Consider the following 22,811-nt stretch of genomic DNA (forward strand, 5'->3'; position numbering starts at 1 on the left):
GTCAGTCGTCCGGGGAGGCGCGGCGGTTGCGTTTGGTGACCCCGCGCCGCTTCTTCGCCGAAATGCGACGTTCCTTGGCGCCACGGGAGGGCTTGGTGGCTCGACGAACCGGTGGCGGGGCGGCCGCGGCGTCGCGCAGTAGCGCGGCCAGGCGTTCGCGGGCGGTCGCGCGGTTCTGCACCTGGGCCCGCTGTTCGGACGCGGTGACCGTGAGAACCCCGTTGACCAGGCGGTTGGCCAGCCGATCGAGCATTCGGGTGCGCAACCACTCCGGCACCGATGCCGAGTTGGCGAGATCGAACGACAACTCCACCCGACTGTCGGTGGTGTTGACGTGCTGCCCACCCGGCCCGGACGAGCGCGAGAACCGCTCACGCAACTCCGAACCCGGTATCACCAGCGACCGGGTCACGGTCAGGTCCTCTGCCATGATCCGACGCCGTTCTTTCCGATTTCCAAGCCGATACCTCGGTGTTCACGATAGCGATGATCGTGTCGAGCGGGCCATCGACACCCACCGAGCGCCGGACATGACAGAACCGTACGAGCGTGGGCTCGTACGGTTCCGGGACTGCGGGGGTCAGGCGGTGGGGGACAGGAGTTGGTTGAAGAATGCGCGGTAGCTGCGCAGGGCGCGGCGCAGGGATTCGGTGTCGGGGCTTTCCGACCAGCGGTCCGCGATGATGTCCTTGCGGTCGGCGTAGGTGCTGGTGAGTTCGTGGATGAGTTCGGCGACCAGGTGGTCGGCCTTGGCGACGGCGTCGCGGGGGTCGTCGACGAACTCGCCCTGTAGATCACGCCAGCGCCCGCGCAGGTGTTCGAGGGACTGCTCGTCGAACAGGGGGATGATGTCGTCCTCGGCCTCGACGGCCGGGGCTTCCTGGTGCGCGACCGGTCCGCGGTCGGTGCCGGGGGCGATCTCGGGTTCAGGCCGGGCGCGGTCGGCCGTTCCGTCGGCGCGGTAGCCCGGCTGATCCGCGGTCCCCGCGACGACGGTGCCATCGGCAGCTGTGGTGTCCCGCCCGACCACCTCGGCGTCGATCACCTGGTGATCACCGTGCTTGCCGGTGGTGACCCGATCGTCGACGAAATCATCGGTGCGCGAATCGGTTTCGGCGCGGTCGTATTCGGTGCTCATGAGACGACATCCTTCGTGTGCGTGGTGTGGCCGTTCGTCAGATCGAGGAACAGGGCGCGGTAGTGCACGATCGCGGTCCGCAGATCCTCGGTGCTGGCCCGGCCGTCGGCGTGCTTCACCGCGATGTCATGGGCGTCGCGGTAGTGACCCAGCGTCGCCGCGTGCTCGACGGACAGATCGGCGGCCTGCTGGTCGAAACCCTCGGTGGGGTAACCACGTTCACCCATCACGGTCGTGACGAGACGGTCGGCTTCGCGGACGGCGTCGGCGGGTTCGTCGACGAAACGTTCCTGCACGCGCGCCCACGCCGCGGTGAACTCGTCCCGGCGCTCGGGGGCCAGCTCCCGCAGTTCGAGCGAGCTGTGCCTGCGTTCGCGTTGCACCAGTTCACGTTCGGCGGCGCGGCGCCCTTCGGACTGCTCGAGGGTCCGGTCGTATTCGGGACCGAAGCGGTCGCGCAACCGTTTGCGACGGAGGTAGGGGGGAATCAGGAAGGCCGCACCGACGAGGACGGCCGCAAGGACAATGACTACTACCAGGATTCCGGAATTCACAAGTTCTCCTTCTACGAGCCTGTTATCCCGGTAATGCCTCGAAAACCGATTCCCAAACGGCAGAGGTGTTTCCGCTGGTGTCGCCCGCCTCAGTGCCCGCCGACCAGGTGCCCGGACAGCCGATCGTGGCGGGCCTCCGAGGACGGATTCAATCCTTCGATCCGCACCGTTTTGCCTTTGGCGGCGTACTTGGTGGTGATGGCGTCGAGGGTGGCCACCGTCGAGGCGTCCCAGATGTGCGCGTCGGACATGTCGATCACGATATTGTCCGGGTCGTCGACATAGTCGAACCGGTGGACCAGCTCATTGCTGGAAGCGAAGAACAATTCCCCGCGCACCCGATACACGCGCGTGCCGACCACGCCGTCGTGCTCGGACACCATGTCGACCTCGGTGAAATGGGCGACCCGGTGCGCGAACGCGACCATGGCGGTCAGGACACCGGCGATCACACCGTAGGCGAGATTGTGGGTCACGACCGTGACGGCCACGGTCACCAGCATCACCGTGGTTTCGGCGATCGGCATGCGCCGCAACGTCTTCGGTGCGACCGAGTGCCAATCCATGGTGCCCACCGAGACCATGATCATGATCGCCACCAGCGCCGCCATCGGGATCACCGCGACCACATCGCCGAGCCCGACCACCAGGATCAGCAGGAACATCCCGGCGAGAAAGGTCGAGATCCGGGTGCGGGCGCCGGAGGACTTCACGTTGATCATGGTCTGGCCGATCATCGCGCACCCGCCCATGCCGCCGAAGAACCCGCTCACGATATTGGCCACGCCCTGGCCCCAGCCCTCGCGGGTCTTGTTCGACGGGGTGTCGGTGATGTCGTCGACGAGCGTGGCCGTCATCAACGACTCGAGCAGCCCGACCAGCGCCATCGCCACCGCGTACGGGGCGATGACGCGCAAGGTCTCCAGGGTGAACGGGACGTTCGGGATCAGCCAGCTCGGCAGGCTCGACGGCAACTCGCCCTCGTCGCCCACATCGGGCACAGTGAGCGAGAACACGAGCGTGGCGGCGGTGAGCACCACGATCGTGACCAGCGGCGCCGGAATCGCGGTCGACAATTTGGGGAGCAACACCAGGATCGCGAGGCCGATCGCGACCATCGGATAGACCAGCCACGGCACGCCGATCAGGTGCGGGAGCTGCGCGACGAAGACCAGAATCGACAGCGCGTTGACGAACCCGACCATCACACTGCGCGGGATGAACCGCAGCAACCGCGCCACCCCGACCACGCTGAGCACGATCTGGGTGACCCCGGCCATGATCACCGTGGCGATCAGATAGTCCAGGCCGTGGGCCGCCACCAACGGCGCGATGACCAGCGCGACAGCTCCGGTCGCGGCGGAGATCATCGCCCGGCGCCCGCCGACGATCGCGATCGTCACCGCCATCGTGAACGAGGTGAACAGCCCGACGCTCGGGTCCACGCCGGCGATGATCGAGAACGAGATCGCCTCCGGGATCAACGCCAACGCGACCACGAGCCCGCCCAGCACTTCGACGCGCAAACGTTTCGGGCTGCGGAGCGCGGCCAGGACCGAGCCTTCATCAGCGGGTCGATGTGTCGGCGACACCATCGGAATTCCCCTTCACACATCACGCGTCGACACGCACCCGGCCGCGACGAATCGACGGACAGGTCATTGGGGCTGAACGCGACAGACGTGCATCAGCGAGGACTAGACGGGCAACTCTACCCTCACGCGAAGGCAGGGTTCGACGGCACACGCGGCGGCAGCGCACCGTCGAAACCGGTGGTCAGGACCGCAACCACGACATCGTGCGAATGAGCCACTGGTGCCGTAGCGCCACCCACACCGCGTCCGCGGAAGCGACCACCGTGCCCGTCCGGTCGATGATCGCCGACGCGGTGTGGACCGACCGGCTGCCCTGGCGCGTGGTCCAGCCGACGACGACGAGTTCCTCACCGACCGAGATCGGGCGCACCTGATGGGCTCGCATGCTGCCGAGCAGGCAGAACCGTCGAGTGCGTAGTGCGGCGGCGGGATAGCTGGGGCAGTCCAGCGCTCCCCACACCGCCGCGGGGCGGACGATCCCGTCCACGGCGTAGGCAGCGGTCGGGACGAACGGGCTGGCCAGGACCTCTGGATGGTCGGCGAGGGGTCCCGGTGTCACGCGCAGCCCGTCGTGTCGTTCCGGCCCGCACACAACGCAATTCGACAGCGGGTGGCGGACACCGCGCAGCGGATGTCCGTGCCGGGCCCGCTCGGCCTCGGCCATGGTCGGTCGGACGGGAGGGTCCAGGGTGAACGCCGCCGTGGCTTCGACTGTCGCGAGCAGTTTCGCGCCGTGCGAGACGGTGATCGGGGTGCCGTCGGCCACCGACAGCGGGACATCCACGGGCACTCGATCGTGCAACCGCACCCGGCCCGTGCCGCCGACGACCCCGGCGAAGCTGCCGCAGGCGAATCCGCCGTTCGACATGCCGCGTGGCCCGTTCTCCCGCGGTTTCAGGTGCATGGTCGTGGAATCGCTCATGGTGTCACCGATTTCGGCCATAGGGATAGTTCTCGAATTTCGCCGAGCCCGGTTCCAGTGGCAGTTTCAGACTGTTCACCAGGTAGCTCGTGGTTCGGTAGAACCCGGCGAGCAGCAGAATCTCGAGGATGGCTTCGTCGCTGAAGGATCGGGCCAGCTCGGTCCACGTGTCGTCATCGAGGGTGGCGTTCGTGTGCAGCGCGTCGGCGGTGCGGAGCAGGACGGCGTCCTCGTCGGTCCAGCAGTCGTCTTCCGCGTCACCGTGCACCAGCGAGGTGATCTGCGCGTTCGTCAGGTTCGCGGCGGCGGCGAACCCTCGGATGTGCACGCCCCATTCGTACTCGGCGCCGCAGAGCGCGGTTGTTCGGTCGATGACGATCTCGCGCTGGCGCAGGGTCAGGTGTCCTCGGTCGAGCAGTCCGCCGGAGAAGAATTTGAAGAACAGGCGCTTGTCTCGGGCGAGGGTGGTGAACAGCAGCAGGGGCGGGCGGCCCCGCATCACCGCGTCCATGGCGGCGGTGATGTCGGGATCGAGCTCGGTGTCGGCGGCAGCCATCCGGGCGCTATTGATTTCGTAGCAAGTCATGATGGAAGTGTAGGCGACTCGCTATGAAATTAATAGCGCCGTGTCAGGGTTCGTTCGGCAGATCCGACCAGTTCGACGCCCAGGTCGTCAGTGTCCGCAGGATCTCCGACAACTCCGCGCCACGCACGCTGACCCGGTACCCGCCCTCCCCGTGCTCGACCAGGTCCAGGGCTCGCAGCTCCTTCAGCCGGGTGTTGAGCACTCCGGGATTGGTCTCGCTCGCGGTCTGCAACGCCCGAAACGTCATCGGCGACTCCTGCGACAGCTCCCACAGGATCCGCAGCGCGGCACGCCGGCCCAGCAGATCGAGCAGAACCATGACAGGCCGACCGGTCGACGATGTCGGAATCGGCACACCGGGGCGCAGCTCGTCCATGCGACAACTGTAGCCAGGCCCGAAACCGGCGCCGGACAACCGCGTCCGGCCCGCAGTCTCGGCTGCGATGGATCGTCAGCGGCAGTCGATGTATTCGAGGTAGGCGCGGCCGGTGATCGGGCGGTCGCGGTAGGTGCCGGTGTAGTCGTAGGTGCCGACGAAACCGGCGCCGAGGCCGTAGGAGTAGTCGCCGCCGACGGTGCCGTCGATGGTGAGCAGGTCGCGGCCCTCGTCGTCGAGTACCTGCCAGGACAGGGCCTTCGGCAGTCGCATGGTGCGGCCGTCGGGGGTGCGGCGGGGTTCGGGTTCGTATTCGCGGACGCGGAAGTCGAAGCCGCGGGTGTAGACGCCGCCGTAGCTGTCGAGGGAGCGCAGGTAGACCGCCTTCTGGATGGGGAACCCGGCGGGGCCGAGGACTTGGACCAGCAGCGCCTGCGTGCGGTCGTCGAGGTTGAGGATCTGGTAGGTGAAGAACTTCGCGGGCAGTTTGGGGCGGGTCGAGGCGGTCAGGCTGTGGGTGCCGACACCGGCGGCGTGTTCGACCGTGCACAAGCCCTGCACCTCGACGCGCTCACCGCGGGCGTCGATATGGCCCCGGTAGGTCGCCAGCAGGCTCCAATGCCGGTACAGCCCAGGGATATTCGCGAAGTGGGCCACTTTGTCGGTGGCCTCGATCTCGAGTTCGACGGTGACCTCGGGATGGGTGCGGCGCACGGTGAAGTGCGGGAAGGTGCCGTCGATGACGAGGTCCTCGCCGTAGCGCAGGTGGCTGCCGTCGGCGGCGAAGTCGCAGTCGCGCTCGATGCTGTGCACGAGGAACTGGCCCTCGGACATGGACGCGGTCGCCGAGGAGGTGTACGCGGTATCGGCGGGGGTGGTGGTGATCGCGTGATCGTTGGCGAAGATCGTGACGCCGGGGGTGCCCACGATCGACATGATCCCGAACGAGCGGTGCGGCTCGGGCAGATCGGGCACCATCACCCCGTAGTGCACCCAGTTGCGCCGGCGCCCCGACGGCGGACCCATCGATTCGGTGGCATCGAACGGCAGCCCGTTCACCCGACCGGTCCGGTTCACCACTGCGACCAGACGCTCCACTGCACCCATCGCCCCACCCTTCATTCGACAACCTGCGGCGATATTACCTGGCAGTAATATCGTCCTGGCCCGGGGGATCCGGGCGGTCCTTGTCGGACTCTAGCCCGCTACCGCGTCGATGAGCGGGCCGACGATCAGGCTGTACATGAGCCACAGGAAAATCGTGTGGCACACGCAGAAAAGCGCGAAATTACCCAGCGCGGCAACGGAATCGAAGTGCTCACGCACCTTGGCCCACAGGCGGTGTGGTGAGCGCACGTCCCAGCTGTTCAATCGCAGGTAACGACCCAGGTAGATGCCCACCGACACCGCGACGATGATCAGCACCGCCAACAGCAGCGCCCAACCGCCGCGCATGGCCGCGTTGTCGCTGTCGCCGAAGATGGCGATGACGAAGCCCAGCTGCACGACGAACACGCAGACGACCATGTTGACCACACCCGACATCGCGAACGACAGCACCGCGACGATGTCGTACCACAGCGGCACCGGATCATCCTCGCGTCGATGGTTGAGGTTCAGTTCGGTGATCAGATAGCTCGAATTGGGCAGAGCCAGCAACCACACCAGCAACCCCGCCGCACCGACGGTGATGGTCACCCAGATCGGGGCGATCAGATGCACGACGGCGGTCACCACGACGACCCCGGCCAGGATCGCCAATGGCAGCAGCGACAGGAAGAAATTGAGCACCATCGGCCGATACACCGGAACCCGATACAACCACGACCGCAGATAGATCAGCAGCAGCGCATAGGCGTTCAGAGCTGCTGTGAGGAGCAATAGCAGTTCACCGGGCTTCATCCCAGCAATCTAACGCCACCCCGACAATCTGACGGTGTGGAGCGCGCGCGGCACCGCTGCGCCATCACCGGTTCGGCGAACGGTCACCAGCTTCGGAGCGTGGGCAGTGGGGTTGTGACGGTCGGACGGTGACGGCGAGTCCGGTGGTGGTCGCTCTGTGCGAGGGGGAGTCGTCAATGTCGGTTTCCGGAGGTACCGTTGGGGTGACCAGCGCTCAGAGCTCGGCGATGCCTTCGTGCCGCCGCACCTGATTCTCGGTACAGCGAACGACTCGACATGTCGAGCTGCTGAACCTCGAAGACGGATGCCCGGACGAGTGGAGGAGCGAGCGGATGCGCCAGGTCGAAGTGCGTGAGTGGGGAAGCCCGGCAGTGCTCCGGGTGGTCGAGGGCGCTGCTGTTCCCGAGGTGTATCCGGGTCATCTGTTGATCGAGACCACCTCGATCGGGCTCAATCCGGTGGATTGGAAAACCCGGGCGGGGCGGGGCGTGGCCGAACAGCTTCCGGGTGGTCGGCCGCTGGTACTGGGCTGGGATGTCGCCGGGACGGTGGTGGCCACCGGGCAGGATGCGACCGGGTTCGATGTCGGCGACCTCGTCTTCGGCATGGCCGGGTTTCCGGGGCTGGGCAACGCCTACGCGGAGTTTGTGGCCGTTCGGGCGACCGACGTCGCGCACGCGCCGACCGATGTCGATCCCGCGGAGCTGGCCGGTACGCCGATGGTGGCGCTGACCGCGTGGCAGGCGCTGTTCGATGTCGCGAAACTGTCGGTGGGGCAGCGCGTTCTCATCCACGGCGGTGCCGGTGGGGTCGGGCACGCCGCCGTGCAGCTCGCGGTGAACGCCGCGGCCACGGTCTTCTCGACGGCGGGCCCGGCGGACCAGCGGTTCGTCGCCGAGCTCGGGGCGATCCCGATCGACTACACCGACGGCAGTTTCGCCGATCAGCTCGACAGCGTCGATCTGGTGCTCGACACCGTCGGCGGTGAGGTCTTCACCCGGTCACTCGACATCATCGCCGAGGGCGGTCGCATCGTCACGACCCCGGATCCGAGCCTGCTCGACCTCGCCCGGGGTCGCGGAATCGTCGCGGACTGGGTGTTCGTGCATCCGGATCGGGGACAGCTGAGCGAGATCGCCGCGCTCCAGTCGGCGAGCAAGTTCCGGACCCACATCGATCGGCGATTCGTCCTCGACGAGATCGCGGCCGCGCACGCGTACGGGGAGAGCGGTCACATTCGGCGGGGGAAGCTCGTCGTCACGCCCCGGTAAGGGCGGTTCGCGACCGAGCACAGTTTTCGAGTGGTTGCGTCGCAATTACGTTGCGTAGGTGGTGACCAAACGTAAACGGAAATAAATCCCGGTCGATCGGGACGAGCTGAGATCCTGACACCCGATAATGTTCACTTATCGGCGGTCAGCGATCGGGCGGCCGATTTCGAGACCCGAAGGCGCGACACGGGTTTCGTTTCGTCTGATACGTAACCGAATGACGAAACCAACGCTACGATTCAGCGGTGTCCAGCGTATGCAACTTCCCGGGATGTGCTCGTCCGATTACTCGCGCCGGTGGGCCGGGGCGACCGTCGGAGTATTGCGATCATCCCGACCACACTCGGTGGCGGGCATGGCGGGAAAGGCAACGGCAGCAGCAGGAGTCGGAGGGTGGGGTTCCTGCTGTCACTGTGACGGCTCAGGGGCCGGTGACGGTGGCGCGGTTGCGGGCCGACGAGTTGCTCGGGCAGTTTCGGGGATTGGCCGAGCAGTTGGGGACCACGTTGACCGCGGCGGTGGTCGAGTTGCAGACGTTGGGGGACCCGTCGGTGGCCGAAGCGCAGGTCCAGGCGGTGCAGGCCGATGCCGCGCGCCGGATCGCCGAGGCCGAGATGGCGACGGTGGCGGCCGAGCAGGCGCGCCGGGAGGCCGAGGAAGCGCGGGCGCTGGCGGAATCGGTGGCCGAGGACGCGGTGGCCGCGGCGGATACGGCCGAGCAGGCGGTGGGCGAAGCGCTGGCGGCGCGGGACGAGGTCGTGGCCTCGGTGGACGCGCTCACCCGGCAGGCGGCCGAGGACGTGTTCGCGGCGCGCAGTGAGGCAGAGGAGCTGGTGCGGGCGGCGAAACAGCAGGCAGGCGAGGAGATCGAACGGGCGAAGTCCGAAGCCGAGCAGGCGGTCGCCCGCGCCGAACAACGGGCCGACACCGAGGTCGCGCATCATCGCCGCGACGCCGACGCCCGGATCGCCGCCGCCAGCGCCGAACGTGACCTGGCGATCCAGCGCGCCGCCGACGCCGACCGGGCCACCGAACGCGCCGAGCAGGCGACCGCCGAACGCATCGAAGCCGCAGCCGAAGCGCGGGAAGAATGGCGGCGCGCCCGCGCCGAACTCGACACCGCGCGCACCGAACTCGACAGCACCAGAGCCGAACTCGCCGAACTGCGCCGCACCACCCTCGCCGAAACACAACAGCGCCGCGACGAATCCGCGGCCGCGCTGGAGCGGGTGCGCGCCGAAGCCGCCGAACGGTGGGCCGCGCTCGACGACGCCCGCCGCCAAACACTGGCCCGCGCCGAACGCGCCGAAACCCAACTCGACGAACTGCTCGCCGCCGCCCGCACCCCGGTGGCGCGGACGTGAGTGGGCGGCGGGCCCCGACCTGGACTACCGTACGCACATGACCGAGCAACCCGGCCCTCTGGAATCGACCCGTGAGTTCGCCGCCATCGACATCGACGACATGCTGAACGCCGAGGAAACCTACACCGGCCCGTCCTCGCGCACGCGCCTGATCGCGATCCTGGTGGTGGTCGCGCTGCTACTCAGCGTCGGCGCCACCACCCTCGCGATCATCCTGGCCTGACGCCTCACGCGGGACGCGCCAACGGGGTGTCGGGGTCGCCGGAATTGCGCAGGGCGACGATCTGTTCGGGCACCCAGTAGATCCGGCCGAACTCGAACGCCTGGTAGACCCCGTCGTCGTGCGGGGTTTCGTCGGAGACGGGCCAGCCGAGTTCGCCGTTCTGGTGTCCGGCCGCGGCCCAGCGCGCACCGATCGCGCCGTGCACCCAGTAGCCGGGCTGCCCGGCGCGTCGGTAGACCGTGCCGCCCTGGAAGGCTTGCGCGAGTGCGGGACCGGTGCCGCGCGGGTCGGGCAGTTCGCCGCGTTCGGCGGTCGGGTAGCCCAGGGGGCCACGCTCCCACCGCAATTCGGCGTATTTGTTCATGATCGCGGTCGGGATGGCGTGGGCGTCGGTGCTCGGATGCCAGTAGACGTAACCGTGTTCGAACTCGGCGAATCGGCCGATGCCGTCGGCGGTGGGGCGTTCGCCTTCGGTGCGGCGCGCACCCAACCACGGTGTCTGCGCGGCACGGGCATCGATCGCGTTGAAACCGCCGCCGCCGCCGACGAACGCGGCGACGTGACCGGCGAACACATCCCAGGGAAAGTTCGGTCCCACATCGGTGTGTGAGCCGATCCCGAGTGCGCGGGTGACGTACTGGTGATCGGTGATGCCTTCGCCGACACGGTAGTTCGGGGCGATCACGTCGGTGGCGTAGCCGTGTCTGCGCGCGCTGCGCACCGCGACGAACGCCGCGATCCGCAGGTCGGCATCGATCGCCGTCCACTGCGCCCGCGACCACGCGACCCGACTGCCCGCGAAACACAGGTTCACGGTGAACGGGTTCGCCGACAGCACCGACCACGACGCGAGTTCCTCGGGCACGACCCGCGCCAGCACCGAGTCGCGCAGGGTGTAGTGGTAGGAGACGCCGTTGGCGGGGTTGTTCAGGTAGGCGGCCAACGATTCGGCGGTGCCGTTGCCCTCCTGGGTGTGCAGGATGAAATTGGTGATCCGGGTGCCGTTGCGGGAGGAGTGCGAGCGGCCGAGGCGGTCGATCTCGGTGAACGGGGGCGCGGTCACCGAACGGTCGATCGCCCACTGGCCGAAGTCGGCGGCGAGGATGTCGTTCACGTCGACGCGGGTGCCGTCGATCAGCGGGCCCGGGTTGGCGGGGGTGTCGATGACGCGCTGGTAGAGCACCGCGCGGGGTTCGCGTTCGGTGCCCGACCAGGCGCGGGTCTGCCATGCCCAACTGTGTTGGCCGCGCGCGCCGACCACCGCGTCCTCGATCGCCCACGCGCACACCCGCGAGTGACCGTAGATCCCGGTCGCGTCCACGCCGAGGACCGCGTTGACCCCGCGGAAGAAGTCGACGGCGGTGCTGTTCCACTGGGCGAGGGTGATGTCCTCGTCGACGGCGAAGAAGATCGGCGCGTGCCGCGGGCCGCCGACACTGAGGTGGGTGGCCAGAGCCTGTTCGCCCATGCGGCGGCCGCCGTCGAAACCGGTGGTCCAGTCCGACGGGGTCGGGTCGCCGGGTTTGCCGTACTGCCAGATGGAGACGACGTCGAGGCCGGCGGCGGTGAGCGCGCGGGCGTAGTCGGCGGTGATGGGTTTGGCGCCGAAGTTCGCGCCGGGGCGGCTCGGTGAGATGTAGGCCAGCACCGCCGAATGCCCGGCCGCGGCGATCGCCCTCGGGTCGATGAGCCTGGCCGCGAAATCAACAGCTGTGGACATGATTGACCCCCTGTGAGACTGCGTACCCGATGGAATTCCCGATACTGGTGGAACTATCGCAATGGTTTACGCTCGGCACCCGAGGCGCGGCGCCGGGTGAGAATCTCACCGTGCACCATTGTAAAGTGAAACATTCACTCCTGCACCGTGGTTCGTGGACCTGAATCGATTGTGCGTGAGCCGGTGTCGGCGTGTCACCAATACTGGTGTGGCAGAACGGTAGCGGGTCGCGGTTCGGCACGGTTGACTGGTATCCATGGCCTCCACTCGATCCAGCCGACAGCCACGATCAGGGGCGCCCGCACCCGCCGTCGCGCCGGGCGAACTGATCGTCGTCACCATCCCGACCGGTCCCGAGATCACGCCGAGCACGCTGCGCGAGAACCGGGCCGTGCGCGGCCGGGTCGATGAGTTACTGCCCGCCACCGCGCATCTGGTGCCGGTGTTCGGGCCGGACAACCGGCTCGCGGCCCGGCTCGCCGACACCGCGCAGGAGTCCGTCGCGGGTGAGTACCTGAGTTACTACTCGGTGCACGGCGATGTGGGCGACCTCGGCGACCTCGCGGACCGGTTGCGCGCCGAGGACACCGTGGTCTCGGCCTACGTCAAGCCCGCGGCCGAACCACCGCTGGCGCCCCTGGCCGAGAACACCGTCGTGGCGCAGGCACCGTCGGTCACCCCCGATTTCCGGTCCAGGCAGGCCTATCTCGGGGCGGCGCCGAACGGGATCGATGCCCTGTGGGCGCACGGGCGGCCGGGTGGGCTGGGCACCGGGGTGCGGGTGATCGACGTGGAGGGGGCGTGGCAGTTCACCCACGAGGACCTGCGCGAGAACCAGGGCGGAGTGATCGGGGGCATCGCGTCGGAGGATGTGGGTTGGCGTAATCACGGCACCGCGGTCGCGGGCGAGATCAGCGGCGACCTCAACGCCTTCGGAATCACCGGCATCGTCCCCGACGCCCACATCCGCGCCATCTCGATCTTCGGCATCGGTTCGGCCGCGGCGATCCGTTCGGCGGCCGACGCCCTGCACCCCGGCGATATCGTGCTGATCGAACTGCACCGTCCCGGACCCCGGTTCGACTTCCGCGCCACCCCGGACCAGCGCGGCTACATCGCTGTCGAGTGGTGGCCCGACGATCTGGCCGCCATCCGCTACGCCGTGAGTCGCGGGATCATCGTGGTGGAAGCCGCGGGCAACGGCGCGGAGAACCTCGACGACGCCGTCTACGACGCGCGACCCGGCGACTTCCCCGCGACCTGGGTGAATCCGTTCCGCAGCGCGGAGTCCGGTGCGGTCGTGGTCGGCGCGGGCGCCCCGCCGCCGGGTCTGCACGGTCGCGACCACGGACCGGCCCGCTCGCGGTTGGGGTTCTCCAACTACGGTGCGCGACTGGACGCGCAGGGGTGGGGTCGCGAGGTCACCACCACCGGGTACGGCGATCTTCAGGGCGGTCCCGACGAAGACCTCTGGTACACCGACGAATTCAGCGGCACCTCCAGCGCCTCGCCCATCGTCGTCGGCGCCATCGCCGCCTACCAGGGCATTCGCGCCGACGGCCCCGGGCGAGCCACCCCCGAACAGGTCCGAAACCTGTTGCGCGGCACCGGCTCCGCCCAGACCGCCGCCCCCGGCCGTCCCGCCACCCAGCGCATCGGCACCCTGCCCGACCTGCGCGCGATGATCGCGAAAGGCTGACATGGCCGTCATCCACCGGACCACCGTCACCCCGAGCAAACTCGACCTGCTCACGACCTGGTTGCCGAGTCGGCCCTGGTATCGGGGCAGCGCACCGCGACTGCGTAAAGCCGGCGGGTTCCGCATCGATGATCCCGCCGGGGCGGTGGGGATCGAATTCCTGCTGGTGGTCGACGAATCCGACGGTGTGCTGTATCAGGTGCCGCTGACCTATCGTGGGGCGCCGCTGGCTGAGGCCGTGTTGGTCGGCACGGCCGAGCACGGTGTGCTGGGGCGGCGCTGGATCTATGACGCCACCAGCGACCCGGTGGCGATCGGGGCGGTCGCGGATCTGCTGACCGGTCGCACTGTCGCGCAGGCACAGAACGACAGCGACACCGTCGATTCGACCGTGGTGGTCACCGGGGTCGGGGCCGCACTGCTCGCCGGGGAGCTCGGCGTGGCGGTGGACGATAGCGCGCACACCGCCGTCGCTCTCGGCTCCACGGTCGTGCGATTTCATCGGGTGCCGGTCGTGACGCGACTCGACTGTGTGGGCTCGATCGTGGCGCCCGCGGACTCGGGGTCGGTGGTCGAGTTGGTCACTGTCGGGTAGGTCGGAAATCCGCTGTACCCGGTGGCGGGGGCGTGGGAGGGTACGGGGATGGTTTCGGCGAAGAGTGTTTCGGTCCGGGCGGCTACCGCCGACGATGTCGCGGCGATCACCGCGCTGCAGGAAGCCGGGTTCGGGATCCGGTTCGGCGGCGACGAGAACGAGTTCCGTGGTCGGATCTTTCCGGTCGAGCGGGCGTTGGTCGCCGTCGACGGTGACCGGGTCGTCGGGCATACCGTGGATTTGCCGATGACGGTGACCGTGCCGGGGGATCGGGGCGTGCGGGTGTGCGGGGTGTCGGGGGTGTCGGTGGCGCCGACGCATCGGCGGCGCGGGATCCTGCGCGAGCTGTACGGGGCGCAGCACGAGCGGACCGAGGCGGAGGGGATGCCGTTGACGATCTTCACCGCCAGTGAGGGCACGATCTACGGGCGGTTCGGGTACGAGGTGTCGGTGCTCGACACCGGGATCGCCATCGAGACGCGACGGGCCCAATTCCGTTCCACCACACCTGATCCCGGCGGGGTCACCCTCGAGACGCCGGTCGATGTCGCGCCGCGGATCCGGGAGATCTACCGGCGGTGGCAGCAGGTCACCCCCGGCGCGCAGGCACGCCCGGACGCCAAATGGGACATGGTCTTCGCCGATGTGGAACGGCAGCGTCGCGGTGCCACGACCCTGTTCGCGCTGCTGCACGCCGACGGTTACGCCCTGTATCGGCGGTCCGCGCGCGAGGGTCGCGGCGTGGCGATCGTCGCCGAGTTCCGCGCGGTGACCCCCGACGCGCACGCCGCGCTGTGGCGGGTGCTGCTCGGCCTGGACCTGGTCGAGCTCGTCGAGGCCGAGATCGCCGACGACGACCCCCTGTCCTACCTGCTCACCGACCCGCGCGCGGTCCAGGTGACCCGTCGTGGCGATTCGCTGTGGACGCGGGTCATGGACATCCCCGCCGCGCTCACCGCGCGCACCTACCGTGGCGATCTCGACACCGTGCTCGCGGTGCACGACCCGTTCCGTGGCGCGGGCGGGAACTTCGCCCTGCGGATCCGCGACGGCGTCGCCGAATGCGAACCGACCACCCGCGACGCCGCGCTGCGCTGCGATATCAACGTGCTGGGCGGGCTCTACTTCGGCGGGGTGCGGGCGAAGACCTTCGCCGCCGCGCACCGACTGCTGGCCGAGGACGCCGCGGTGCTGCGCGCGTTCGACGCGGCGTTCACGACCGAGCGGGCGCCACAGTTGGGCTGGTTCTTCTAGCAACCACCCCTCGGGCAGGTAGCGTGGGTAGCTGTGGATTCGCACGAGGTCGATTCTTCGGTTCGGGTGCGTGGCGCTCGGGTCCACAATCTGCGTGACGTCGACGCGGACATGCCGCGTAACGCCCTGGTCGCGTTCACCGGGGTGTCCGGTTCGGGCAAGTCGTCGCTGGCCTTCGGCACCCTCTACGCCGAATCCCAGCGCCGCTACCTGGAGTCGGTGGCGCCGTATGCTCGCCGGTTGCTGCACCAGGTCGAAGCCCCCGATGTCGACACCGTCACCGGGTTGCCGCCGACCGTGGCGCTGGCGCAACGCCGGTCCTCGCCCTCGTCGCGCTCGACCGTCGGCACCGTGACCGCCATCTCGAACACCCTGCGGATGCTGATGTCGCGCGAGGGCGACTACCCCGACGGTCCGGCCAGAACCGGGCCGGGGCACTACCCCGAGGGCACCAACCTGCTCTACTCCGACGCGTTCTCGCCCAACACCGTCGAAGGGGCGTGTCCGCGCTGCCACGGCCAGGGTGTGGTGCACGAGGCGACCGAGGCGTCGATGGTTCCCGACCCGTCGCTGAGCATCCGCGAGGGCGCGATCGCGTCGTGGCCCGGGGCCTGGCAGGGCAAGAACCTGCGCGATGTGCTGGCCGCGCTCGGGTACGACATCGACCGGCCGTGGCGCGAACTGTCGCCGCAGGCGCGCGAATGGATCCTGTTCACCGAGGAGAAGCCGGTGGTCACGGTCGAACCGGAACGCGAACCGCATCGGATCCACCGGCCGTATCAGGGCACCTACACCGGCGCCAAGCAGTTGCTGTTGCGCGCGCACGCCGAGTCCAAGAGCGAGGCGACCAGGAAGCGCGCGGCCGAGTACCTGCACACCGCGGTCTGTCCGCTGTGTGACGGGCGTCGACTCAAACCCGAGGCGCTCGCGGTGACTTTCGCCGGCTACAACATCACCGAGCTGGCCGGGCTGCCGCTGAGTGATCTCGTGGAGGTGCTGCGGCCGTTCACGCCCGGTACCGAGGCTGTCGCGGTGCTCACCCAGGACCTGACCTCGCGCCTGGACGTGTTGATCGAACTCGGGCTGGGCTACCTCAGTGTCGACCGGGAGAGTCCCACACTGTCCGGGGGCGAGCTGCAACGGTTGCGTCTGGCCGGGCAGTTGCGCTCGGGACTGTTCGGTGTGGTCTACATTCTCGACGAGCCCTCGGCCGGGCTGCATCCGGCCGACACCGCCGCGCTGACGAAAGTGCTGGGGCGGCTGAAGGATTCGGGCAACAGTGTGTTCCTGGTCGAACACGATCTCGACGTGGTCCGCCATGCTGACTGGCTCATCGACATCGGTCCCGGCGCGGGGGTGCACGGCGGCACGGTGCTCTACGCCGGGGAGGTCGAGGGATTGCGCGGGGTCGCCGACTCGGTGACGCGGCCGTATCTGTTCGACGAGATCACCCGCCCGCCGCGCGCGCCCCGCACGCCCACCGGCGAGCTGGCGCTGCGCGCGGTCACCAGCCACAACCTGCGTGATCTCGACGCCGACATCCCGCTCGGGGTGTTCACCGCGATCACCGGTGTCTCCGGGTCGGGCAAATCGACACTCCTGCATGCTGTTTCGACCGCTTCGGAGGCGGATCCGGCGATCGTGCGGGTGGTGGAGGTCGATCAGGCGCCGATCGGGCGGACCCCGCGCTCGAACCTGGCCACCTACACCGGGCTGTTCGACACCGTGCGCAAGCTGTTCGCCGCCACCGACGCGGCCACGGCGCGTGGTTACGGTGTCGGCCGGTTCTCGTTCAATGTCGCCGAGGGACGCTGCCCGACCTGTCAGGGCGAGGGGTATATCACCGTGGAACTGCTGTTCCTGCCCAGCACCTACAGTCCGTGCCCGTCCTGTCACGGCGCCCGCTACAACCCCGAAACCCTCGAGATCACCTACCGCGACGCCACGATCGCCGAGGTGCTCGACCTGACCGTGGACAAGGCCGCCGACTTCCTCGCCGACGTGCCCGTGGTCGCGCGCGCCCTGCAGACCCTGCGCGATGTCGGCCTGGGGTATCTGCGGCTGGGGCAACCCGCCACCGAACTGTCCGGTGGTGAAGCGCAACGCGTGAAGTTGGCGACCGAGTTGCAGCGGGCCCGCCGTGCCAACACCGTGTACCTACTCGATGAGCCAACCACCGGACTCCATCCCGCCGATACCGATATCCTGATGGCACAACTGAATTCGCTGGTCGACAGCGGAGCCAGTGTGGTCGTGGTCGAACACGACATGACCGTCGTCGCCGGGGCCGACCATGTCATCGATATGGGTCCGGGCGGGGGCGAGCAGGGAGGTCGGATCGTGGCACAGGGGACACCACAGCGGGTGGCGGCCGACCCGGTCAGCCGGACCGCGCCCTACCTGCGGGAACGATTGCCGTGACGTCCGGCGCCGACCGCACCCGCATCGTGATCGCCGTCGCCGGTGGTTGCTCGTTCGTGCTGGGGTTGGCGTTGCTGCTGTGGCCCGGACGCGACGCCTCGATCCTGGCGATGATGTTCGGGATCTGGCTGATCCTGAGCACCGCGGTGCAGGTCTACCTGGCGATGGTGGCGCGGATCGCGTTCCCGCTGCGGGTGTTGGTGCTGATCAGCGCGGTGCTCGCGGGCATTCTGGCCGGGTTGGTGTTCGCCGGGGGCACTGTCGAGTTGCTCGCGCTGTGGATCGGGATGGGGTGGGCGGTCAGCGGGGTCGTGCAGGCATTGGTCGGGGCGTGGGACACCGGCCTCGACGATGGGTGGATGCACGAGGTGTGCGGGCTGGTCACGACCGCGCTCGGGATCGCCGTGGTCGCGATGACGTTTCGGACCGTGACCGGGCTGGCGACCATGACCGGGACCGGGTTGGTGGTGATCGGCGTGCTGGAAATGCTCGCCGGTGGGCTGGGACGGGCGGCACTGCGTGCGTCACACGGGACTCCCACCGAGGCGCCGCGCACTGCCTGGACCGAGTTCTGATCGCGAAACAGACCGTGCCGGAGCGCAATTCGAGGACTGCAGAATGCCTGTAGACAACTCAGTGCACGACTGTACACTGATCATGTCGAACATTCGGGTCGACGTGCAGCACGAACGGAGTGCCAGGGCGATGGCGAAAACTGATCTCGGCCGAGAATTGGTCACCGAATTGTCGGCCGCGGTCCTGCGGACCGGCGAAGCACTGGCCGGGATTCTGGGCGATGCCGGGCGCAAGAGCGGCCGCGAAGTGGTCGAGTTGGCGCACGAGGGACGCGAGATCCTCGCCGGGACCTTGCGCGCGAGCGCGGACGAGCTGCGCCGTCGTCGTTGATCGGGGCGATACCTCGGTAGTAGGTGGCGCAGTACCTCGGGTCGATGTCGGTGCAGGGCTGCGGTTTCTACCGTCGAGGTATGCGAACTCTCACTGTTGCGATCTGCGCTGTCGCGCTGCTGATTTCCGGCTCGGCGGTCGGCTCGGCTGAGCCTGTTGCCGTACGGGCCGACCTGGAGGGGGTGGTTCGCTCGGGGGCGGTCGGGGGGATCGCCACCGTGACCGAGCGCGGCGAGAACGTCGTTGCCACGGCCGGGCGGGCTGAAATCGGTAGTGGGGCACCGATTTCCGCCGAGGTGGCGCAGTATGTGCGGGTCGGGAGTGTCACCAAGACGTTCACGGCCGCGATCGTGTTGCAGCTGGTGAGTGAGGGGCGGGTCGAGTTGGATGCGTCGGTCGAGACGTATCTGCCGGGGGTGCTGGTCGGGGACGGGGTGGACGGGCGGGCGATCACCGTTCGTCAGGTGCTGGGGCATCGCAGTGGGTTGCCCGAGCCGGCATCGGCGGAGCTCGACGAGTACCGGGCGGCGGTGGAGGGGCGGACTTTCACACCGGCGCAGGAGATCTCGCTCGCATTGGCGCAGCCGGCGCGGTTCGCGCCCGGCGCCCGGTTCGAATACACCAATGCGAATTACATCGTCGCGGGCATGGTGATCGAGGCGGTCACCGGGCGCACCTATGTCGAGGAGTTGCGCGGGCGCATTCTGGGTCCGCTCGGGCTGTCGAACACCTATCTGCCCGCTACCGGCGAAACGGGTCTGCGCGCACCGCATCCCACCGGGTACTCGACCATGGACGGCAGCGTCACGGACACCACCCGCATGGAACCCTCGCTGCCGTGGGCGGCCGGGGCGCTGGTCAGTACGGGCGCCGATCTGAATCGCTTCTACCTGGCGTTGCTCGCGGGACAGGTGGTGCCGTTGCCGCAAGTGCGCGCCATGCTCGACGGGGTGGACATGGGCAACGGTGACGGCATGTCCTACGGGCTCGGTGTCGGCTATGCCGAATTGCCTTGTGGCGCACAGTATGTCGGACACATCGGTGGTGTGCGCGGGTTCACCACCATCTCCGGTGCCACCGCCGAAGGGCGCGCGGTCACCTACTCCTTCACCGGCACACCGTCGGCCCTCGACATCGGTGGGCTGCTCGCTCGCGCGCTATGCGGGTGAGGTTCCTCGGCGGCAGCGCTCGCCCACCGTGCGCAGGGCGGCGAGGAGTTCCGGTGGGTCGGTGGCGGTGAAATCGGCGTCCAGGGCGGTGATCATCCAGGCCAGGGAGGCGGGGGAGTCGGCGCCCAGGTGTAGGAGGCAGTGGGTGTCGTCGACGGGTTCGAGGGTGCCCATGCCGGGCCAGACGCGGTCGGTCATGGTGTCGGCGGATTCATGCAGGGTGATTGTGGTGCGCCACGGCCATGAGGTGTCCGAGAGGCGGCGGGCGAGGTAGGTGGCGGCGTCGCCGTCGGGCAGGGGGCGCGGGGTGAAGCGGGGGCCGGTCGGGATGCGGGGGTGCAGGCGGTCGACGCGGAAGGAGCGCCAGTCGGCGCGGTCGACGTCCCAGCCGACCAGGTACCAGTGTCTGCTGAAGTTGACCAGCGAGTCGGGTTCGATGTCGCGGCGGGACGTGCGGCCTGCGTGGTCGGTGTAGTCGAAACGTAGGCGTTCGTGGCGGCGGCAGGTTTCGGCGATGGTCAGCAGGTCTTCCGGGGGCACGCGGGGTGAGTCGGCGGCGACACGGACCATCGACTGCTGCAGGGTCGACAGGCGGTGGCGCAGGCGGGTGGGCAGGACCTGTTCGAGTTTGGCGAGGGCCCGCAGGGAAGCGTCCTCGATGCCGGTGACGGTGCCGCCGGAGGTGGTGCGCAGGCCGACCGCGACGGCCACGGCCTCCTCGTCGTCGAGCAGCAGCGGCGGCATCGCGGCACCGGCGCCCAGTCGGTAACCGGCGGTGCCCTGTAGGGCTTGGACCGGGTAGCCGAGGCCGCGCAGGCGCTCCACGTCGCGGCGCACGGTGCGGGCGGTGACGTCGAGTTTGTCGGCCAGGTCGGCGCCGGACCACGTGCGGTGGGTCTGTAGCAGCGACAGCAGGCGCAGCAGGCGGGCTGACGTGTCGGACATGGGTTCCATCATGCCGTGCGCTTAGGAACGATACTGACCTAAGTGGTGCCTAGCGTTGTCGACATGGAACCCTTCCTGATCGATATCCCGCAGTCCGACCTCGACGATCTGCGCGAACGGCTCGCGCGCACCCGCTGGACCGAGGGGCTGCCCGGTGTCGGGTGGTCCTACGGACTGCCCACCGACTACCTGCGCGAGCTCGTCGAGTACTGGTGCAGCGGATTCGACTGGCGGGCAGCAGAATCCGCCCGCAACGCGCGTCCGCAGTTCGTCACCGAGATCGACGGGCAGCGGTTGCATTTCATCCACGTGCGCTCGCCCGAGCCGAACGCGCTGCCGCTCGTGCTCGTGCACGGGTGGCCGTTCACCGACTTCGGGGCGACGATCGGGCCCCTGACCGACCCCCGCGCGCACGGCGGCGACCCGGGCGACGCCTTCGACGTCATCATCCCGACGCTGCCCGGCTTCGGATTCTCCGGTGCCACCGGCGAACCCGGCCAGGCCGCGACCGAGCGTTCGGCGGAACTGATCGCGGGGCTGATGCGCGAACTCGGCTACCCCCGCTACGGCACCCAGGGCGGCGACGCGGGATCCTTCATCGGCCCGCAGTTGGGTCGCATCGACACCGAACATGTTGTCGGAGTGCACCTCAACGCCGCGATCACCATTCCCGCGTGGGACGACGACGGTGCCGGGTACACGGCCGAGGACCAGGAAAAGCTTGCTGCGCTCCAGGATTGGAGCGCCCAGGAAACGTCTGCCTACGCGGGCGTGCACGGCACCCGCCCGCACACCCTGGCCCACGCCCTGGCCGATTCGCCCGCCGGGCTGCTGGCCTGGGTCCTCGACGTCGTCAACACCTACAAGGACCCGGCCGCCGCGGTGCTCGACGACACCCTCGACCGCGACACCCTGCTCACCGAGATCGCGATCCTCTGGTTCACCGACACCGCGGGCTCCTCGATGCGCCTGTACAAGGAATCCCAGCAGTGGGGTGCCGAGCTGGTCAGCTCCGGTGTGCCGACCGCCGTCGCGCTCTTTCCCGGCGACAGCACCATTCGCGGGATCGCCGAGAAGCAGAACAACCTCGTGCGGTGGACCGAGTTCGACCGTGGTGGGCACTTCGCGGCGATGGAGACGCCGGAGTTGCTGGTCGCGGACGTGCGGGAGTTCTTCCGGGGGTTGCGGTAAAAGGGGTGGACGGGACTCGCGCGGCGTTGATAGCGTGCGCGGGAACCGTGACAGCACGCGAGGAGGTGAGACCCATGTACGCAACGACCATGTGGGTGCTCCCACTCGTGTTCACGGTGCGGCGGTAGGTGTCGTCGGGAGCGCCTTTCTCAGGCACTTCCGAAAGGCAACATCATGCACTTCACCTCCGAGACATCGTCGAACGGTGTCCTCGAACGTCACTTCGTCCTCGGCGACATCAGCGGCGTGCTGTGGTCGCCGACCATCCCCGGCGACGCCCCGCTTCTGCTAGCGGGGCACGCCGGCGGTATGCACAAGGAGGCGCCCGGGTTGGTGGCGTCCGCGCACTACAACGTCACCGACCACGGGTTCACTGTCGCCGCCGTCGACGCACCCGGGCACGGGGGTCGCCCGCGTGATTCCCGGGATCACGCCGCGGTGGCGGCGATCCAACAGGCTCGGGCGGCAGGTGAGCCGATCGACGCGATCGTCAGCGACTACAGCATGTCGGTGGCTCGGCGGGCGGTCCCCGAATGGCGGGCGACTCTCGATGCGCTGCAATCCCTTCCGGAAATCGGGACCGAGAAGCCCGTCGGCTACGGCGGGGTCTCCCTGGGCGTCGTCACCGGTCTGCTGCTGGCCGCCGCCGACACCAGAATCGCGGCCATGAGCTTCGGTCCGGTGTTCGTGAATGACGCCTTGCTCGCGGCCGCAAGGCAGGTGACCACCCCGGTCGAATACCGAATTCCCTGGAACGACAAGCACTTCGACCGTGCGGCCGGGATCGCCTTCTTCGACGCCCTCGGCTCGGCAGACAAGTCGCTACACGCTCACTCGGGCAGGCGCTATCCGGTCCCTGACCACGAACGCGCCAGTTCGGCCCGCTTCTTCACTCACCATGTGGGCCGGTCCGGGATCTGACCCCGAGCTTTCTCCGCCGGAGTACATCGGGTGCTCCGGCGGCGGACCGGAGTCGTTTC

General features: G+C 68.5%; 23 protein-coding genes. 12 read left to right on the top strand and 11 right to left on the bottom strand.

The features are described from left to right. Position 1 precedes the first annotated feature (1 nt). From arfB to ACFP3H_RS04385, 9 genes are all read right to left on the bottom strand, one after another. Positions 2-430 (bottom strand): alternative ribosome rescue aminoacyl-tRNA hydrolase ArfB, encoded by a 429-nt coding sequence (gene arfB / locus ACFP3H_RS04345; RefSeq protein WP_378599950.1) that lies wholly within the window; start codon positions 428-430, stop codon positions 2-4. 150 nt (positions 431-580) lie between these two features. Then, positions 581-1,138, bottom strand: a complete 558-nt coding sequence (locus ACFP3H_RS04350; RefSeq protein WP_378599952.1) for a hypothetical protein — start codon at positions 1,136-1,138, stop codon at positions 581-583. Then, positions 1,135-1,692, bottom strand: a complete 558-nt coding sequence (locus tag ACFP3H_RS04355) for a hypothetical protein (protein ID WP_378599955.1) — start codon at positions 1,690-1,692, stop codon at positions 1,135-1,137. The genes ACFP3H_RS04350 and ACFP3H_RS04355 overlap by 4 nt, the downstream gene beginning before the upstream one ends. Before the next feature lie 89 nt (positions 1,693-1,781). Continuing rightward, positions 1,782-3,287: a SulP family inorganic anion transporter gene (locus ACFP3H_RS04360; RefSeq protein ID WP_378599958.1), complete on the bottom strand. Its 1,506-nt coding sequence runs from the start codon at positions 3,285-3,287 to the stop codon at positions 1,782-1,784. A gap of 181 nt (positions 3,288-3,468) precedes the next feature. Beyond that, positions 3,469-4,209 (bottom strand): hypothetical protein, encoded by a 741-nt coding sequence (locus ACFP3H_RS04365; protein WP_378599960.1) that lies wholly within the window; start codon positions 4,207-4,209, stop codon positions 3,469-3,471. Positions 4,210-4,213: 4 nt separating this feature from the next. Beyond that, positions 4,214-4,795 (bottom strand): carboxymuconolactone decarboxylase family protein, encoded by a 582-nt coding sequence (locus ACFP3H_RS04370; protein WP_378599962.1) that lies wholly within the window; start codon positions 4,793-4,795, stop codon positions 4,214-4,216. A 43-nt stretch (positions 4,796-4,838) separates the two neighbouring features. Further along, positions 4,839-5,171: a winged helix-turn-helix transcriptional regulator gene (locus ACFP3H_RS04375; RefSeq protein ID WP_378599963.1), complete on the bottom strand. Its 333-nt coding sequence runs from the start codon at positions 5,169-5,171 to the stop codon at positions 4,839-4,841. 75 nt (positions 5,172-5,246) lie between these two features. Then, complete coding sequence (locus tag ACFP3H_RS04380; RefSeq protein WP_378599966.1) at positions 5,247-6,278, bottom strand: DUF6670 family protein; 1,032 nt, start codon at positions 6,276-6,278, stop codon at positions 5,247-5,249. Positions 6,279-6,368: 90 nt separating this feature from the next. Then, positions 6,369-7,073, bottom strand: a complete 705-nt coding sequence (locus tag ACFP3H_RS04385; RefSeq protein ID WP_378599968.1) for a DUF1361 domain-containing protein — start codon at positions 7,071-7,073, stop codon at positions 6,369-6,371. A gap of 332 nt (positions 7,074-7,405) precedes the next feature. Between ACFP3H_RS04385 and ACFP3H_RS04390 the strand changes: the two genes are divergently transcribed. The 3 genes from ACFP3H_RS04390 to ACFP3H_RS04400 all read left to right on the top strand — a co-directional run bounded on the left by ACFP3H_RS04390 (position 7,406) and on the right by ACFP3H_RS04400 (position 9,931). Then, the gene (locus tag ACFP3H_RS04390) at positions 7,406-8,344 is read left to right on the top strand and encodes an NADP-dependent oxidoreductase (protein ID WP_378599970.1); all 939 of its coding nucleotides are present in this window, start codon (positions 7,406-7,408) and stop codon (positions 8,342-8,344) included. A gap of 413 nt (positions 8,345-8,757) precedes the next feature. After that, positions 8,758-9,708, top strand: coding sequence for a coiled-coil domain-containing protein (locus ACFP3H_RS04395; RefSeq protein ID WP_378599972.1), 951 nt, complete (start codon positions 8,758-8,760; stop codon positions 9,706-9,708). Positions 9,709-9,745: 37 nt separating this feature from the next. Next, entirely contained in the window at positions 9,746-9,931 is a 186-nt protein-coding gene (locus ACFP3H_RS04400) for a hypothetical protein (RefSeq protein ID WP_378599974.1), read from the top strand. A 4-nt stretch (positions 9,932-9,935) separates the two neighbouring features. Here the strand turns inward: ACFP3H_RS04400 and ACFP3H_RS04405 are convergent, their stop codons facing one another. Further along, complete coding sequence (locus ACFP3H_RS04405) at positions 9,936-11,651, bottom strand: glycoside hydrolase domain-containing protein (RefSeq protein ID WP_378599976.1); 1,716 nt, start codon at positions 11,649-11,651, stop codon at positions 9,936-9,938. A 256-nt stretch (positions 11,652-11,907) separates the two neighbouring features. Between ACFP3H_RS04405 and ACFP3H_RS04410 the strand changes: the two genes are divergently transcribed. The 7 genes from ACFP3H_RS04410 to ACFP3H_RS04440 all read left to right on the top strand — a co-directional run bounded on the left by ACFP3H_RS04410 (position 11,908) and on the right by ACFP3H_RS04440 (position 19,695). After that, the gene (locus ACFP3H_RS04410; protein ID WP_378599979.1) at positions 11,908-13,350 is read left to right on the top strand and encodes a S8 family serine peptidase; all 1,443 of its coding nucleotides are present in this window, start codon (positions 11,908-11,910) and stop codon (positions 13,348-13,350) included. A gap of 1 nt (position 13,351) precedes the next feature. Beyond that, entirely contained in the window at positions 13,352-13,945 is a 594-nt protein-coding gene (locus ACFP3H_RS04415; RefSeq protein ID WP_378599981.1) for a maltokinase N-terminal cap-like domain-containing protein, read from the top strand. A 48-nt stretch (positions 13,946-13,993) separates the two neighbouring features. Then, complete coding sequence (locus ACFP3H_RS04420) at positions 13,994-15,199, top strand: GNAT family N-acetyltransferase (RefSeq protein ID WP_378599984.1); 1,206 nt, start codon at positions 13,994-13,996, stop codon at positions 15,197-15,199. Positions 15,200-15,310: 111 nt separating this feature from the next. Beyond that, positions 15,311-17,620 (top strand): ATP-binding cassette domain-containing protein, encoded by a 2,310-nt coding sequence (locus tag ACFP3H_RS04425; protein ID WP_378601572.1) that lies wholly within the window; start codon positions 15,311-15,313, stop codon positions 17,618-17,620. Then, positions 17,617-18,195 (top strand): DUF308 domain-containing protein, encoded by a 579-nt coding sequence (locus tag ACFP3H_RS04430; protein ID WP_378599985.1) that lies wholly within the window; start codon positions 17,617-17,619, stop codon positions 18,193-18,195. The genes ACFP3H_RS04425 and ACFP3H_RS04430 overlap by 4 nt, the downstream gene beginning before the upstream one ends. An 82-nt stretch (positions 18,196-18,277) precedes the next feature. Next, positions 18,278-18,526, top strand: a complete 249-nt coding sequence (locus ACFP3H_RS04435; protein WP_378599988.1) for a hypothetical protein — start codon at positions 18,278-18,280, stop codon at positions 18,524-18,526. Between the two features lie 80 nt (positions 18,527-18,606). Next, positions 18,607-19,695 carry a serine hydrolase domain-containing protein gene (locus tag ACFP3H_RS04440; protein WP_378599990.1) on the top strand — a complete coding sequence of 363 codons (1,089 nt, stop codon included), beginning with the start codon at positions 18,607-18,609 and terminating at the stop codon, positions 19,693-19,695. Here the strand turns inward: ACFP3H_RS04440 and ACFP3H_RS04445 are convergent. Continuing rightward, positions 19,684-20,640 (bottom strand): helix-turn-helix transcriptional regulator, encoded by a 957-nt coding sequence (locus ACFP3H_RS04445; protein ID WP_378599993.1) that lies wholly within the window; start codon positions 20,638-20,640, stop codon positions 19,684-19,686. The two genes, ACFP3H_RS04440 and ACFP3H_RS04445, sit on opposite strands and share 12 nt — an antisense overlap. A 63-nt stretch (positions 20,641-20,703) precedes the next feature. On the opposite strand from ACFP3H_RS04445, the gene ACFP3H_RS04450 reads away from it, so the two are divergent. Both ACFP3H_RS04450 and ACFP3H_RS04455 read left to right on the top strand, forming a co-directional pair. Next, entirely contained in the window at positions 20,704-21,831 is a 1,128-nt protein-coding gene (locus ACFP3H_RS04450; RefSeq protein ID WP_378599995.1) for an epoxide hydrolase family protein, read from the top strand. 174 nt (positions 21,832-22,005) lie between these two features. Next, positions 22,006-22,752: a dienelactone hydrolase family protein gene (locus ACFP3H_RS04455; RefSeq protein ID WP_378599998.1), complete on the top strand. Its 747-nt coding sequence runs from the start codon at positions 22,006-22,008 to the stop codon at positions 22,750-22,752. The last annotated feature ends 59 nt before the right edge of the window (positions 22,753-22,811 follow it).

It is taken from the genome of Nocardia lasii (assembly GCF_042658545.1).
Lineage (GTDB): Bacteria > Actinomycetota > Actinomycetes > Mycobacteriales > Mycobacteriaceae > Nocardia > Nocardia lasii.

Bases quoted from the DNA above. Each gene is read 5' to 3' on its own strand.
- ACFP3H_RS04440 (WP_378599990.1), top strand. From the start codon at position 18,607: ATGCGAACTCTCACTGTTGCGATCTGCGCTGTCGCGCTGCTGATTTCC.
- ACFP3H_RS04375 (WP_378599963.1), bottom strand. From the start codon at position 5,171: ATGGACGAGCTGCGCCCCGGTGTGCCGATTCCGACATCGTCGACCGGT.
- ACFP3H_RS04410 (WP_378599979.1), top strand. From the start codon at position 11,908: ATGGCCTCCACTCGATCCAGCCGACAGCCACGATCAGGGGCGCCCGCA.
- ACFP3H_RS04435 (WP_378599988.1), top strand. From the start codon at position 18,278: ATGTCGAACATTCGGGTCGACGTGCAGCACGAACGGAGTGCCAGGGCG.
- ACFP3H_RS04445 (WP_378599993.1), bottom strand. From the start codon at position 20,640: ATGTCCGACACGTCAGCCCGCCTGCTGCGCCTGCTGTCGCTGCTACAG.
- ACFP3H_RS04405 (WP_378599976.1), bottom strand. From the start codon at position 11,651: ATGTCCACAGCTGTTGATTTCGCGGCCAGGCTCATCGACCCGAGGGCG.
- ACFP3H_RS04360 (WP_378599958.1), bottom strand. From the start codon at position 3,287: ATGGTGTCGCCGACACATCGACCCGCTGATGAAGGCTCGGTCCTGGCC.
- ACFP3H_RS04380 (WP_378599966.1), bottom strand. From the start codon at position 6,278: ATGGGTGCAGTGGAGCGTCTGGTCGCAGTGGTGAACCGGACCGGTCGG.
- ACFP3H_RS04390 (WP_378599970.1), top strand. From the start codon at position 7,406: ATGCGCCAGGTCGAAGTGCGTGAGTGGGGAAGCCCGGCAGTGCTCCGG.
- ACFP3H_RS04385 (WP_378599968.1), bottom strand. From the start codon at position 7,073: ATGAAGCCCGGTGAACTGCTATTGCTCCTCACAGCAGCTCTGAACGCC.
- ACFP3H_RS04400 (WP_378599974.1), top strand. From the start codon at position 9,746: ATGACCGAGCAACCCGGCCCTCTGGAATCGACCCGTGAGTTCGCCGCC.
- ACFP3H_RS04415 (WP_378599981.1), top strand. From the start codon at position 13,352: ATGGCCGTCATCCACCGGACCACCGTCACCCCGAGCAAACTCGACCTG.
- ACFP3H_RS04420 (WP_378599984.1), top strand. From the start codon at position 13,994: ATGGTTTCGGCGAAGAGTGTTTCGGTCCGGGCGGCTACCGCCGACGAT.
- ACFP3H_RS04450 (WP_378599995.1), top strand. From the start codon at position 20,704: ATGGAACCCTTCCTGATCGATATCCCGCAGTCCGACCTCGACGATCTG.
- ACFP3H_RS04365 (WP_378599960.1), bottom strand. From the start codon at position 4,209: ATGAGCGATTCCACGACCATGCACCTGAAACCGCGGGAGAACGGGCCA.
- ACFP3H_RS04370 (WP_378599962.1), bottom strand. From the start codon at position 4,795: ATGACTTGCTACGAAATCAATAGCGCCCGGATGGCTGCCGCCGACACC.
- ACFP3H_RS04425 (WP_378601572.1), top strand. From the start codon at position 15,311: ATGCCGCGTAACGCCCTGGTCGCGTTCACCGGGGTGTCCGGTTCGGGC.
- ACFP3H_RS04350 (WP_378599952.1), bottom strand. From the start codon at position 1,138: ATGAGCACCGAATACGACCGCGCCGAAACCGATTCGCGCACCGATGAT.
- arfB (WP_378599950.1), bottom strand. From the start codon at position 430: ATGGCAGAGGACCTGACCGTGACCCGGTCGCTGGTGATACCGGGTTCG.
- ACFP3H_RS04455 (WP_378599998.1), top strand. From the start codon at position 22,006: ATGCACTTCACCTCCGAGACATCGTCGAACGGTGTCCTCGAACGTCAC.